Source organism: Thioalkalivibrio sp. ALM2T, assembly GCF_000381505.1.
Lineage (GTDB): Bacteria > Pseudomonadota > Gammaproteobacteria > Ectothiorhodospirales > Ectothiorhodospiraceae > Thioalkalivibrio > Thioalkalivibrio versutus.
The window spans coordinates 340,809-354,024 of sequence record NZ_KB906557.1 but is presented as its reverse complement, the minus strand read 5'-3'; the positions used below and the strand labels follow the sequence as shown (position 1 = coordinate 354,024).

Here is a 13,216-nt window from a genome sequence, read left to right as displayed (position 1 = left end):
CCATGAGCGAAAGACCGCGGCCGCACCCGGCCGTCTACCGCGCGGCCGAGGCCGCGCTGCGCGAGCGCGACCCGGAGGCCAAGTGTGAGCGTGTGCTGGAGCTGACGCGCGCCTGGTGGGCGGATGAGCTGGAGGGTGCGACTGCCCCCGCGCCGCAACGCATGGAGGTGCCCGGACGGCCGGAGCGGCCGGTGCTGGTGCATCCGAAGGAGCTGCCGCGGCGTGGGCTAAAGACCACTGCCGGTCGGGTCGCACTGGTGCATGCGGTGGCGCACATCGAGTTCAATGCGATCAACCTGGCACTGGATGCCGTGTACCGATTCCGCGACATGCCGGCGCCGTTCGTCAGCGACTGGCTGCAGGTCGCGGCGGAGGAGGCGCGGCACTTCCGGTTGCTGCGGGCGCGGCTCCTCGAGCTGGGTGCGGACTACGGGGATCTGGCGGCCCACAACGGCTTGTGGGAGGCGGCGCTGGCGACCGACCACGACGTGATGGTGCGCATGGCACTGGTGCCGCGGGTGCTGGAGGCACGCGGCTTGGACGTGACTCCGGGCATGATCCAGCGGCTGGAGGCGGCGGGGGATGTCGACACCGTGGGCCTGTTGGGGATCATCCAGCGCGAGGAGGTCGCGCACGTGGCGATCGGTACGCACTGGTTCCGCGAACTGGCCCGGGCACGCGGTCTCGATCCCGAACCGCTGTTCCTCGACCTGCTGGCCGAATACATGCCCGGCCGCGTGCGCCCACCATTCGCGCACGCGGCACGCCGCGCCGCCGGCTTCACCGAATCCGAGATGGCCCAACTGGAGGCTCAGGCCGCCGCCCCGACCTCCTCGTAGGGTGCGGTTGAGCGCAGCGAAACGCACCGTTCTCCACGCCGTGCGGACCCGTGATGCGATTTGCTGCGCTCATCACATCCTATGCCCCCGGCGCCCGCTTCGCGGGCGCGGCACGCTATGGCCGCAGGCCGAGCGTGCCCAAGATGTCCGAAAGTCTAGCCATCATCCACTAGCTATATCGCTGGGATAGCCGTTGTTTGGACCTTCCTCCCCGTTGTCGTCGCGCCGAGTGGAGAGGGTTTTCGCGGGAGAAGAGGCGCTGGATGTCTGAGCGGAGCCGAAGGCGCAGCGAGTTCAGCGCCGCCCGCGAAAAGCCTCGGAGCGAGGGAAACCCCGGCCCGCACAGCGGGCCGGGGTCGCGGCAGTCGGGCGTGTTTCTTGGGTACTTCTTTGTACGAGCAAAGAAGTACCTCGCGGTGCGCTCGCGAGAGAGCGCGTGGCAGGCGGCGGACCGAAGGCACGTAAACACCGAACGCCGAACCAGGCCTAGCCTCGACGTGAAAGGCTATCTTCGTACGGATACGATTCGGGACCCTGTGGACTTTCTGTTAGGGCTTGGCGGGGACGTTCGCGGGCAAGCCCGCTCCCACAAACCCTGCTTTCGCAGAGTGCGATCCGGTAGTGCTCGCTGTGGCGGATTCGCTTAGGTGCAGAGCAGGTGTTCGGGGTAGGGCGAGCCGTCGAGTTGGCGCAGGACGGGGCCTGCCGCGCTGATCTCAAGGTAGCCGGGGTGTTCGTCCCAGGCGGGCAGAACGCAGCGTTGGCGTGGCTGGCCGTCGACGGTCAGCTTGTGGATCGCCGGGCGGTGGGTATGGCCGTGGATCATTAGCGGGACGTCGGCGTCGCGGAAGGTGTCGGCGACTGTTTCGGCATTGACGTCCATGATCGCGGCGGCCTTCATCTGGCCGCTGTCGCGGCTGGCGGCGCGCATGGCCTCGGCCTGGCGGATGCGTTCTTCCAGCGGATGGGCGAGAAACGCCCGTTGCCATTCCCCACTGCGTACTTGCTGACGAAACGCCATGTGCTCGGTGTCGTCGGTGCACAGGGAGTCACCGTGCAGGAGCACGGCGGGTCCGCAGGGCAGGGCCGCATGCAGGGGGTCGGGGGCAAGTTGCATGCCCGCGCGCGCGGCGTAGGCCTCGCCCACGAGAAAATCCCGATTGCCATGGATAAAGGCAACCGGGATGTCCAGTGTCTTCAGGCCTGCGGCGAGCCGTTCGGCAGCGGGAAAGCCGGCGTCGTCGCCGACCCAGTACTCGAACAGGTCGCCGAGGATGTACAGAGAGGAGGCCGCGCGCGCCGGCCCTTCGAGGAAGGCGAGCGTGGCCTCCAGCAGAGGGCCGGGTTCGCGATCCAGATGCAGGTCGGAGATGACCAGGGCCGGCGCGCGGGCACTCACGAAGAGGTTAGTCCTCGACGCGCTTGACGCTTTCCATCACGACCGGCTCCTGCGGTACGTCCTGATGCATGCCGGCGCGGCCGGTGGGAAGAGCCTCGATCTTGCGCACCACGTCCATGCCCTCGGAGACCTTGCCGAACACGGCATAGCCCCAGCCCTGCGCGTTCGGGGCCGTGTGGTTCAGGAAGTCGTTGTCGTTCACGTTGATGAAGAACTGGGCGGTGGCGGAATGCGGGTCCTGAGTACGCGCCATGGAGATCGCACCGACCACGTTCTTCAGACCATTGTCCGCTTCGTTGCGGATCGGCTCGCCAGCGGACTTCTGGTTCATATCCTTGTCGAAGCCGCCGCCCTGGACCATGAAGCCCGGGATCACGCGGTGAAAGATCGTGCCGTCGAAGAAGCCATCATCCACGTAGGAGAGGAAGTTGGCGACCGTCTCCGGGGCGGCTTCGGCGTTGAGTTCCAGCACGATGTGGCCATGGTTGGTTTCGATCGCGACCTGCGGGTTGGTGTCGGCCATGGGGGCTCCTGAAAGCAATAGGGCAAGAAGGGCGGTGGCCAGCACAATGCCGAGCCGGAAACGGGATCGTTGCACGGGACTGACCCTCCTGATGAATGTCGGGCGGCCATGGTACCCGGCGGGCCGGATGCTCGCCAGCAACGGCACCATGCCCACGGAATGCCCGGCTGGTGGCTCGCGGGGCGCTCCGCTACCATGCGCGCGATGACGAACTCGATAATCCGCACCCGCTTCGCCCCCAGTCCCACCGGCCTGTTGCACCTGGGCAATGTACGCACGGCGCTGTTCAGCGCGCTGCGGGCCCGTTCGCGCGGAGGGCATTTCCTGCTGCGCATCGAGGACACCGACGCCGAGCGCTCGCGCCCGGAGTTCGTCGACGCACTGCAGCGCGATCTGCGCTGGCTGGGGCTGGACTGGGACGAGGGCTTTGGTGCCGGGGGCGATGCCGGCCCCTACGCGCAGTCCGAGCGCGGCGAACTCTACGCGGGCTATTACCGCCAGCTGATCGATCAGGGGCTCGCCTATCCCTGTTTCTGCTCACCGGCAGAACTGGAGCGCGGACGCAAGCGCATGCGTGCCCAGGGCAAGCCGCCGCGCTATCCGGGGACCTGCGCCCATCTGAGTGCGGAGGAGGTCGGTCGGCGCGAGGCCGAGGGGCAAGAGCCCACGCTGCGTTTTCGTGTGCCACTGGGCCGGACCATCCGCTTCGAGGACGGGGTGCGTGGGCCGGTCAGCTTCCGTACCGACGAGATCGGTGATTTCGTGATTCGCCGCTCCGATGGCACGCCGGCCTTCTTCTTCTCCAACGCGATCGACGATGCCCTGATGGGCGTGACCGACGTGGTGCGCGGTGAGGATCATATCGCCAACACCCCGCGGCAGATGATGCTGCTGGAGGCCCTGGGCCTGGGCGCTCCGGCCTATCACCACCTGCCATTGGTGATGGGGCAGGACGGCGCGCCGCTGTCCAAGCGCAATGGTTCCGCGAGCGTCGAGGAGTTGCGGACGAAGGGCTATCTGCCGGTCGCGATCCTGAACCACCTGGCGCGTCTTGGGCATCGCTACGAGAGCGATGCCCTGCTGTCGCCCACGGAGCTGGCGGCCGGATTCAGCCCCGAGCGTATTGGTCACAGCGCGGCGCGGCATGATCCGCAGCAGCTGGATCACTGGCAGTCGGAGGCCTTGCGTAGCCTTTCGGATGCCGAGATGCAGGCCTACCTGGAGGCGGCGGGGGTGCTGGAGGCGGTGGCCGCCGAGCAGCGCCCGGCGCTGGCGCGGCTGCTGCGCGACAACATCACCCGCGCCGAGGAGGCGCCACTGTGGGTCGCGGCGTTCGCCGCCGATCCGGCGCCATACAGCGCGGCCGCGCGCGAGGAACTGACGGCTGCCGGCGCGGATTTCTTTAGCGCAGGGCTGGAGGCGCTGGATGCGGCCGAGGATTTTCCAGCCCTGGCCAAGGCGGTGGGGCAGGCCACCGAACGCAAGGGGCGCAAGCTGTTCATGCCGCTGCGGGCCGCGTTGTCCGGCCAGACCTTTGGACCGGAGCTGCCGCGTATCTGGGAGTATCTGGGGCGCGAACGCGTGCGTCTGCGGCTGGAGGCCGCGCGTCGTCACGCAGCGGGCTAAACCCGCGAGGAGCAAGCGCCCGCCGCCCGCAGGCGGGCGCTGGACGCCATTGTTCAGGCCGCTTCGTGGGTCCCGAAGGCGCGGGCGCGCAGGGTGTTGTCCAGCAGCATCGCCACGGTCATCGGACCGACCCCGCCCGGCACGGGCGTGATCCAGGCGGCCTTCTCGGCGGCGGCGTCGAACTCCACGTCGCCGGTCAGGGTGCCGTCGTCGCGGCGGTTGATGCCGATGTCGATCACCGTGGCGCCGGGCTTGATCCAGTCGCCCTTGACCAGACCGGGCTTGCCGACCGCGGCGACGACGATGTCGGACTGTCGTGCAATGGCGGCGGTATCCGGGGTGAAGCGATGGCAGATGGTCGGGGTCGCACCGGCCAGCAGCAGTTCCAGAGCCATGGGTCGGCCGACGATATTGGAGGCGCCGATCACGCAGGCTGTGCGGCCCTTGAACGGTTCCTCAATATGCCTCAGTAGCTGGATGACACCCCAGGGGGTGCAGGGGCGCAGGCGTGGCACGCGCGCCACCAGGCGGCCGACGTTGTACGGGTGGAAGCCGTCCACGTCTTTGGCCGGGGAGATGCGCTCGATCACCGTCTCGGGGTCAATGTGATCCGGCAGCGGCAGCTGGACCAGGATGCCGTCGATGGTGCGGTCGGCATTGAGCTGGTCGATCAACGCCAGCAGATCGGTCTGCGGCGTGCCCGCGGGCAGGTCATAGGAGTGCGAGACGACACCCACCTGTTCGCAGGCCTTGCGCTTGTTGCGCACATAGACCTCGGAGGCCGGGTTGGTCCCGACTAGCACCACGGCGAGGCCCGGCGGACGCAGGTCGCGGGCGGTCATGGATTCGATCTCGGTCGCGATTCTTGCGCGGTGGGTCTGGCCAATCGCGCGTCCGTCGATGATCTGGGCCGTCATGGGGTCTCGCCTCCGGGGGAACGCCCGCGATCTTCCCATGGCGGGCGCGGGGGCTCAAGCGATTTGCCGGGCGGAATCTGCATGGGGGCGAGGCGGATGCCTCGGCCAGCGGAGATGCCTGGCTACAGGGCCGCCGAGAGGCCGCTTGCGGGCGCGCTGGCCTCGCAGCGGTTGCGCCCGTCCTGTTTGGCGCGATAGAGCGAGTCGTCGGCACGGGCAATCAGGGTCTCGGCGGTGTCCCTGGATTTCGGGTTCGCGTCGAGGCTGGCGATGCCGACGCTGACCGTGACCGTCAGGGTATCCGGTGCGCAGGGCGGGGCGGCCTGGTGCCCGGTCAGGGTGATCGGGTGGCCGGATATGGCTTCGCGCAGCTTCTCGCCCAGCGCCATGGCTGCTTTGAGGTCGGTATGCGGGGCGACGACGACGAACTCCTCCCCGCCGAAGCGCGCGGCGAGATCGGAGCGCCGCAGGACTTGCTGCATGCGTTCGGCCAGGGTCGTCAGGATGTAGTCCCCGATCAGGTGCCCCAGGCGGTCATTGATCGGCTTGAACTGGTCGATATCCAGCATCACGACGGACAATGGCTGGCCGTAGCGCCGGGCGCGGGATACCTCCTCGTCCAGCCGGCGATCCATGTGCCGGCGGTTGAACAGGCCGGTCAGAGGGTCGGTGATGGATTCGTGTTCCAGCCGCGTAATGTGGCGGATCTTCTCCACCGAGCTGTGGGTCAGGCCGACCACGGTGCAGACGAAACACCCCCCGAGGAGGAAGATGGCCGGCACCAGGAGATCGGGCAGGCCCTCGTAGAGCCCCCAGTTCAGCGGGATGTAGCCGAAGTAGCCGAGGGTAAAGACCGGGACCAGAAAGAACATCATCTTCCAGCCGGTGCGGACCCGGCTCTCGGGGAGCTCGCGCAGCAGCCGGGCGAGTGTCCATTGGGCATACAGGAGGCCGCTTGCCCCCAATACAATGGCTGTGTTGGCTACCCAGTCGAGCATCCGTCCCCTCCGCGCTCGCGACCCTGCGAACGTCCCGAGCCGACGTTAGCACGGAGCCGCGCCCGAGGGGAGGGCATTGCAGGCGGAATCTGTTGATGAATGTTGACCGCGAACCCCTCGCGGGGCTACCATCCTGCGCTCGCTGTGTAGGCCCTTTAGCGGGGACGGCTCGACGGGGTATAGCGCAGTCTGGTAGCGCGCCTGCTTTGGGAGCAGGATGTCGGGGGTTCGAATCCCTCTACCCCGACCATGGCTCCCGGCCACGGTTTTCCGGCAGGCTCGGATCAGGCGCCATGGCCTCAATGCTCGGCGGTAACGCGCTCGTAGCTCAACCGGATAGAGCATCGGCCTTCTAAGCCGACGGTTGCAGGTTCGAGTCCTGCCGGGCGCGCCAGGGCCGCCCTTCGCGCAAGTAGCTGTACAGTGACACGGTGGTGACCGTAGCTCAGTTGGTAGAGTCCCGGATTGTGACTCCGGTTGTCGTGGGTTCGAGTCCCATCGGTCACCCCACCCCCTTTTTTGTTCAGGGGGCCGTTAGCTCAATTGGTAGAGCAGTGGACTCTTAATCCATTGGTTGTAGGTTCGATTCCTACACGGCCCACCATTTCTTTTGCTCCTCTTCCTCTTGTCTTCTCGCAAAGCGCTGCTGGCGTGGGCGGGCCCCTTTGCTGTGTCTGGCGCGAACGCGCGCCGTGATGTGATCGATGCTTTCACCTTCCATTCAGATGCGTGGGCGTAGTCTGTCTGCGTGTTGAGGATCAGGGCGGTTCGTGCCGTCGGGAGGCTAGAAAGGTGACAAGCAGGATTCTGACGATACTGTTTCTGGTGGTTTCCGTGACCTTGCTGGCAGGGTGTCAGACGGTGAGCAAGCAGCAGACGGGGGCCCTGATCGGGGGCGCGGCAGGCGGTGTTATCGGCAGTCAGATCGGCGGCGGGCGCGGGCGTACTGCGGCGATTATTGCCGGGACCCTGGCGGGTGCGGCGGTTGGTGGTTCGGTGGGGCGGAGCATGGATGACGTGGACCGGATGCGCGTGTCGCGTACGCTGGAGACGGTCCCGGATCGCCAGAGCTCGACCTGGCGCAACCCGAATACCGGGCATCAGTACCACGCCACACCGACCCGGACCTACCGCTCCTCGGGGCAGGACTGCCGCGAGTACCAGGTGCAGGCCACCATGGACGGCTACCCCGAAACGATTAACGGCACGGCCTGCCGTGATGCCAGCGGGCGCTGGGTGGATGTTTAGAGAGAACCCCGGTGCCCCGGGCGACTTGCCCGGAGACGGGTCACCCGGAAGACGGCCACAAAAAAGCCCCGCATGAGCGGGGCTTTCTCGTTCCGGGGTGGCCCCCGGAAAGGGTGAGAACCGATCAGGACCTGCGGTACATGTCCTCGGTGGTCGGGACGTAGCCGAGGTTGTCCTCGCCGATGCCCTTGACCTTCGGTTCGTTGAGGTCGCTGATGCGCACATTGCCGTCCTGGCTGCGCAGGTAGTCGGCGACGCCGTCCCAGATGTCGACCCCGACACCGCCGGGCACGCTCTGCTGCACGCTGGCCCAGCCGGCGACGACGTATTCCTTGTCGGCGTCCAGCTTCCTGCCGTCCAGTTCCATTTCGGAGATCCGGTTGCCGGCACTGGCGCTCGGGTCGATGGCGTACTTCAGGCCGCCGACACGGACCATGTCGCCGCCCTGCTGGTAGAACGGGTCGGCGTTGTACAGGTTGTCGGCCACGTCTTCCAGGATCTCCTTGATCTGGGCCCCGGTGAACGCGTTGCGGGTCATCTCCGGGTAGGTGAGACCGGTCTGGTCCATCACGTGCTCGAAGGTGATCGGCATGCCCGGCAGCACGGTGGTGCCCCAGCGGAAGCCCGGGGAGAACGAGATCTGCGCATCGTTGTATTCAATCAGGCCATCGCAGATCAGCTGGTCGAAGGTGCCGTTGAAGTTGCCGCGGCGGAACAGCAGGTCCTCGGTGACCGCCAGTTCCTCGGACAGCTTCTCCTCCATGTTGAAGGTCTCGCCCTTCCAGGTGACCTCGCTGTTGCGCATGTTGTGGATGTAGGTCGCCATTGCCGGGTCTTCCGGCAGCATCTCGGCGAACACCGGCACCAGGCGGTATTCCCAGTCCTTGATTGCGCCGTCGCGGAAGTCGAAGTCCAGCACGCCGACGAACTTGGCATTCGAGCCGGCATTGGTGACCAGGCAGGTCCCGCCGTCGGGGCGCTCGACTGGCAGGGGCTGCGGCACGGCATCATGGGTATGGCCGCCCATGATGGCGTCCAGGCCCTCGACCATGCCGGCCATCTTGATGTCCACGTCCATGCCGTTGTGCGACAGGGCAACGACGATCTCGGCGCCTTCGGCACGCGCGTCGTTGACGGTCTCCTGCATGTCGTCCGGACGGATGCCGAAGGACCACTGTTCAACCATCCAGCGCGGGTTGGCGATCGGGGTGTAGGGGAAGGCCTGGCCGACCACCGCCACGTTCACGCCGTTCATCTCGCGGATCACGTAGGGCTTGAAGATGCGGTCACCCCAGTCCACGTCGCGCACGTTCTGGGCGACGAAGTCGATGCCGGCATCGGCGAAGTCGCCGTTCACGACCTCTTCCACGCGGTCGGCGCCGTAGGTGAATTCCCAGTGACCGGTCATGACGTCGATGCCCAGCAGTTTCTGTGCATCCACCATGTCCTGCGCGTTGGTCCAAAGCGCGGAGCCGGAGCCGCCGCCCCAAGTGTCGCCGCCGTCCAGCAGGAGGGCGTTGGGTCGCGAGTCACGCAGCTTGTTGATCAGCGTCTTCAGATGCGCAAAGCCGCCTACGCGACCGTACTGTTCGGCCGCCTCCATGAAGTTCAGGTTGGTATAGGCGTGGGCGTAGATGCTGTCGCGTTCGATGTCGTAATGCTTGAGGAAGTGCTCGCTCACGATGTGCGGCGGACGGTTACGCATGTCCGCCACGCCGAGGTTGACGTTCGGCTCGCGGAAGTACACCGGCTTGAGCTGGGCGTGGCAGTCGGTGTAGTGCAGCAGGTGCACATTGCCGAAGCGATCCAGGGTGTCGTAGGGATCACCCGCAGTGCCGCCCTTGTTGTTGCTGCAGGCGGCGGTGCCCAGGGGGAAACCGGCGGCGCTGGCGGCGGCCAGTAACTGCATGAATTCTCGGCGTGAGATGTGCATAAGGAGTTCTACCTCTCTTGTCCGGGTGTATTGGTGGTGGGTTTTCGGGCAGTTCTATGACTGTCGGTAGACGAACGGTCCTGCGGGAACATTCCCCGTGTACGGGGTTTCTATCGCCGGTCCTCGCGCGCCTCGCGTGCGGTCTCTCGGGCCGTGTCGCGCTTGTCCTCGATGCGTTGACGGTCGCGCTCGCTGGCATCCGAGGCGTCCATTCCCGCCTCGAACTGGCGCACGGCCTCCTCGTACTGGGCGCGATGAAAGAAGTATTCGGCCATGGCCTCGCGGCTGATTGCAATATACCCGGCGGCGTCCGCGATGTCCGCCTGCAGGCGCAGGAGCTCCGGATTGGGGGCCGCCTCGCGGCGGATCATGTCGGACAGGATGCGAATGGCGCGGTCGGGCTGTCCGAGGTCGCGGTGGACCCGGGCCAGGCGTTCGCGGATCACCGGGTGGCCGGGGTACACCGCGTCCAGATCCTCCAGCCGTTCCAGCGCCGCGCTGTGTTCGCCTTCCTCGCGCAGCAGTGCCGCGAACGCGAGTTCGAGGGTCAGTCCGGGGGCGTCCGCTGCCTCCAGGCGTTCGAGCTGTTCGCGGGCGCGGCCGGGTTCTCCGCGCTCGAGATAGGCGACCGCCGCCCCGTAGCGCTGCTGTGGCGAAGGGGTGTCCGTTGCGCGGAAGCGCTCCAGGGTTCGCCGTGGATCCTGCAGCGCCTGCATGCGCGCCTGCATCCACTGGAATTCGGGGCCGCGGTTGCGGGTGTCGCTGGCGGCCATCTGGTTTGCGCGGTTGCGGGCGTCGGTGATCCGGTCGAGGGTGACCGGGTGCGTGCGCAGGTACTCCGGCACCTGGTCGCCTACCCCGCGCGAGAGCTCTTGCAGGCGCTCGAAGAAATCGGCCATCGCATTGGGGTCGAAGCCGGTGCCTTGCAGGATCTGCATCCCGGCCCGATCCGCCTCGGCCTCGTTTGCGCGGGTAAAATTGATCTGTTGCTGGATGCCGCCGGCCACACCCCCGGTAATGATGGCCGAGCCCAGGGTCGGATCCACCGCCGAGGCAAGGATGCCCGCCAGGATGGCGAGGCCGGTGGTGAAATTGATGTCGCGCCCGCGCGCGAACATGCGCGCGAGGTGCCGTTGGGTAACATGCGCGATTTCGTGTGCGACCACGGCGGCCAGTTCGGCCTCGTCGCGGACCTCTAGCATGAGCCCGGCATGGATGCCGATGATGCCCCCGGGCATCGCGAAGGCGTTCACCTGGCTGTTGTCGATGGTCAGGAAGTAGAACGGCCCATCGGCGCTGGGTGCGTTGGCCAGCAATTGGCGTCCCAGGGAGTCGACATAAAAGACGATCTCGGGATCGGTCACCAGGGGGGCGCTGCGGCGGACCTCGCGCAGCAGGGAGCGGCCGAGCTCGCGTTCTTCCGCCGGGGTCAGTACGCCGCCGGAGGCCTCGCCCAGGTCGGGCAGGGAAACGCCACTGGAGTGGGCGGGTGGTACCGCCAGGCTCGCCACCACCAGAAGGACGGCGAGCAGGAAATGGACAATAGAAGGCATGCCGCGAGGGCCGGCGGGCGCCGGCCCTCTTATGTGGGCATGCCGGGGGCGGTCGTTACTTGCCAAGCCCCGGGGCCGACGAATAGGTGCGCATGCTGTCGCGGGTTTCCCACAGCTTCGGCTTGAGCATCGCCGCAGGCACCATGAACTTCTTGCGGTCCAGCACCTTGTGGGTGCGGACGAGCTTGATGACGTCGTCATAGTCCATCTTGAACAGCAGGCCCACGTCGCCGCCGGAGGTACGCCGCGCGATCATGTAGTTGTCCTGCATGTCGTGCACGTAGATGTTGGCAGGGCGCAGCTTGCCGTTTTCGTCTTTCAGCGTGACGGCATAGTGGCCGTCGACCTGGAATTCGCTCTTGTCCACCGGGATATCCTCCGCGAAGCAATGAAGCTGATGTGTCTGCATCAGCGTTTTCTTAAGCGTGGGCGACGATAGCAGAACTTTTCGTCCCGGGCGACCATCCACCTCTCCCCCCTTGGTCTTGTTTGCATTTCCGATCGGTTTCGCTATGCTCCGCGCCCACTCCTTGCGTAGAGCGGCCGCCGGTCAGAGCTCACGCGACGAGTACGGCATCCCCCGCAAGTGAAAGACCCGGAGCGCAGCGTGTACGGATTTACCGAGATCACCCCGGACGAACTGGAACAGTGGCGCAACGAGGGCAAGAGCTTTCGTTTGCTGGATGTGCGCTCGCCGGGCGAGACCGGTCGCGGCGTCATCCCGGGAGCGGAGCTTGTCCCGCTGGCCACCTTGCCGCTGCGCAAGGACGAGTTCACCGGTAGTGATGCGCCGGTGGTCATTTACTGTCAGAGTGGGGCGCGTTCCGCCCAGGCCTGCGCCTTTCTCGCCCAACAGGGGGTGGACTGTGCAAGCAGCCTGCGCGGCGGCATTGTCGGGTGGGCCCAGACCGGAAAACCGGTGGTAAGCCCGGATTAGAATTCGGTTGTATTCCGATGCCGATTCGCCTATAAGGGGGAATTCGGTTGATTACCGTTCGGTAATGGCTGCAGCGCACAGGGCCCAACCGGACCGCAGTACACGACTGATAAAACGCACTCAAAGGAGAGAAACGATGGCCAACTTTGACCAAGAACTCGATGCTTCCGGCCTGAACTGCCCGCTGCCCATCCTGCGCGCCAAGAAGGCGCTGGCCGCGATGGACGCCGGCCAGGTTCTGCACATCATCGCGACCGACCCGGGCGCCGTGAAGGACTTCCAGGCATTTTCCAAGCAGACCGGCAACGAGCTGATGGAGCACAAGGAAGAAGGCGGCAAGTTCTACTTCCTGATCAAGAAGGGCTAAGGCGCTTCAAGTGCTTGATTCGGGGCGGCAATTCGCAAGGGTTGCCGCCCCGAATCCTGAATAACGATGGTTGCCATGCGGTAACTGGATTGGTGCCTGGACGAGGTCTAGGCTGGCTGCGCAAGGTTCACAAGAAACCTGCATCGCCTAAAGCGAAGAGGTGTGAGATATGGCGACATACGCTGAGATGCAGCAAATCTTCGACGATATTCGTGGAGATTTTCGCTACGACCACGAGCTTAACGGCTGCCTGAACTGCGGCATCTGCACGGCCACGTGTCCGTCCGCCCAGTTCTACGATTACTCGCCCCGCGAGATCGTGCAGCTGCTCTGGACCGAGAACGTCGAGCAGATCTACGACGCGATGCAGGAAAAGATCTGGGCCTGCGCCCAGTGCATGACCTGTGCGGCGCGCTGCCCGTTTAAGAACTCCCCCGGTGGCCTGGTCGCGATCATGCGCGAAGTGGCCATCAAGCACGAGATGCAGTCCGCCAAGGACGTGCTTCGTCCGTTCGGCCGCGTCATGCTCAAGCTGATCACCACGGGGAACCAGCTGTCTCCCGATATGATCCAGCCCGATCACTTCCCTGACTGGGGTCCCAACATCCAGAAGGTGGAAGGTGATCTGCGCATCCTGCGCAAGGCAATTCCGGTGAAGACGCTGCAGACGGTCGAGACCGCCTGGGAAGTGTCCCTGAAGACCTCGGTGGAGATGTACACCATCTGGGAAATGACCGGAGTCCTGAAGTCCCTCGAGCTGATGGACGAGAACCTCTTCGACGTGATCGAAGACTTCATCGACGAGAAGCGCGAGGACTACGAAGACTGGCTCGAGGAGCAGGAAGAGGAAGACGACGAGTAAGTCGCCTGCCGATT

13 protein-coding genes and 4 tRNA genes are annotated in these 13,216 nt (G+C 65.7%); 10 read left to right on the top strand and 7 right to left on the bottom strand.

Annotated elements, in window-relative coordinates; all coding sequences use genetic code 11:
• Window positions 1-2: 2 nt before the first annotated feature.
• Complete coding sequence (locus F816_RS0104345; protein WP_019593690.1) at window positions 3-839, top strand: ferritin-like domain-containing protein; 837 nt, start codon at window positions 3-5, stop codon at window positions 837-839.
• 643 nt (window positions 840-1,482) lie between these two features.
• On the opposite strand, the gene F816_RS0104340 is transcribed toward F816_RS0104345, so the two are convergent.
• Together F816_RS0104340 and F816_RS0104335 are read right to left on the bottom strand one after the other, a co-directional pair.
• Complete coding sequence (locus F816_RS0104340) at window positions 1,483-2,238, bottom strand: UDP-2,3-diacylglucosamine diphosphatase (protein WP_019593689.1); 756 nt, start codon at window positions 2,236-2,238, stop codon at window positions 1,483-1,485.
• 7 nt (window positions 2,239-2,245) lie between these two features.
• Window positions 2,246-2,761, bottom strand: a complete 516-nt coding sequence (locus F816_RS0104335; RefSeq protein WP_019593688.1) for a peptidylprolyl isomerase — start codon at window positions 2,759-2,761, stop codon at window positions 2,246-2,248.
• 195 nt (window positions 2,762-2,956) lie between these two features.
• Between F816_RS0104335 and gltX the strand changes: the two genes are divergently transcribed.
• A complete protein-coding gene (gltX, locus tag F816_RS0104330) occupies window positions 2,957-4,387 on the top strand; it encodes a glutamate--tRNA ligase (RefSeq protein ID WP_026333121.1) in 1,431 nt (476 codons plus the stop codon).
• Between the two features lie 53 nt (window positions 4,388-4,440).
• Here the strand turns inward: gltX and folD are convergent, their stop codons facing one another.
• Together folD and F816_RS0104320 are read right to left on the bottom strand one after the other, a co-directional pair.
• Window positions 4,441-5,304 (bottom strand): bifunctional methylenetetrahydrofolate dehydrogenase/methenyltetrahydrofolate cyclohydrolase FolD, encoded by an 864-nt coding sequence (gene folD / locus F816_RS0104325; protein ID WP_019593686.1) that lies wholly within the window; start codon window positions 5,302-5,304, stop codon window positions 4,441-4,443.
• Window positions 5,305-5,426: 122 nt separating this feature from the next.
• Complete coding sequence (locus tag F816_RS0104320; protein ID WP_019593685.1) at window positions 5,427-6,302, bottom strand: GGDEF domain-containing protein; 876 nt, start codon at window positions 6,300-6,302, stop codon at window positions 5,427-5,429.
• Between the two features lie 173 nt (window positions 6,303-6,475).
• Here F816_RS0104320 and F816_RS0104315 point away from each other — a divergent pair.
• From F816_RS0104315 to F816_RS0104295, 5 genes are all read left to right on the top strand, one after another.
• Window positions 6,476-6,552: transfer RNA gene (locus F816_RS0104315), tRNA-Pro, on the top strand.
• A 67-nt stretch (window positions 6,553-6,619) separates the two neighbouring features.
• Window positions 6,620-6,696: transfer RNA gene (locus F816_RS0104310), tRNA-Arg, on the top strand.
• A 40-nt stretch (window positions 6,697-6,736) separates the two neighbouring features.
• Window positions 6,737-6,812, top strand: a tRNA-His gene (locus F816_RS0104305).
• Window positions 6,813-6,830: 18 nt separating this feature from the next.
• A tRNA-Lys gene (locus F816_RS0104300) sits at window positions 6,831-6,906 on the top strand.
• A 188-nt stretch (window positions 6,907-7,094) separates the two neighbouring features.
• Complete coding sequence (locus F816_RS0104295) at window positions 7,095-7,550, top strand: RT0821/Lpp0805 family surface protein (protein WP_231362666.1); 456 nt, start codon at window positions 7,095-7,097, stop codon at window positions 7,548-7,550.
• Between the two features lie 124 nt (window positions 7,551-7,674).
• Here F816_RS0104295 and soxB read toward each other — a convergent pair whose 3' ends face one another.
• The 3 genes from soxB to F816_RS0104280 all read right to left on the bottom strand — a co-directional run bounded on the left by soxB (window position 7,675) and on the right by F816_RS0104280 (window position 11,445).
• A complete protein-coding gene (gene soxB / locus F816_RS0104290; RefSeq protein WP_019593684.1) occupies window positions 7,675-9,483 on the bottom strand; it encodes a thiosulfohydrolase SoxB in 1,809 nt (602 codons plus the stop codon).
• A gap of 110 nt (window positions 9,484-9,593) precedes the next feature.
• Window positions 9,594-11,036: a M48 family metalloprotease gene (locus tag F816_RS0104285; RefSeq protein ID WP_019593683.1), complete on the bottom strand. Its 1,443-nt coding sequence runs from the start codon at window positions 11,034-11,036 to the stop codon at window positions 9,594-9,596.
• A 55-nt stretch (window positions 11,037-11,091) separates the two neighbouring features.
• Window positions 11,092-11,445 (bottom strand): hypothetical protein, encoded by a 354-nt coding sequence (locus F816_RS0104280; RefSeq protein ID WP_018144011.1) that lies wholly within the window; start codon window positions 11,443-11,445, stop codon window positions 11,092-11,094.
• A gap of 198 nt (window positions 11,446-11,643) precedes the next feature.
• Here F816_RS0104280 and F816_RS0104275 point away from each other — a divergent pair, with 198 nt between their 5' ends.
• The 3 genes from F816_RS0104275 (at window position 11,644) to F816_RS0104265 (ending at window position 13,202) form a co-directional block, all read left to right on the top strand.
• Window positions 11,644-11,973 carry a rhodanese-like domain-containing protein gene (locus tag F816_RS0104275; RefSeq protein WP_018144010.1) on the top strand — a complete coding sequence of 110 codons (330 nt, stop codon included), beginning with the start codon at window positions 11,644-11,646 and terminating at the stop codon, window positions 11,971-11,973.
• A 136-nt stretch (window positions 11,974-12,109) separates the two neighbouring features.
• A complete protein-coding gene (locus F816_RS0104270; protein WP_018144009.1) occupies window positions 12,110-12,340 on the top strand; it encodes a sulfurtransferase TusA family protein in 231 nt (76 codons plus the stop codon).
• Between the two features lie 187 nt (window positions 12,341-12,527).
• Window positions 12,528-13,202: a 4Fe-4S dicluster domain-containing protein gene (locus F816_RS0104265; protein WP_017941141.1), complete on the top strand. Its 675-nt coding sequence runs from the start codon at window positions 12,528-12,530 to the stop codon at window positions 13,200-13,202.
• The last annotated feature ends 14 nt before the right edge of the window (window positions 13,203-13,216 follow it).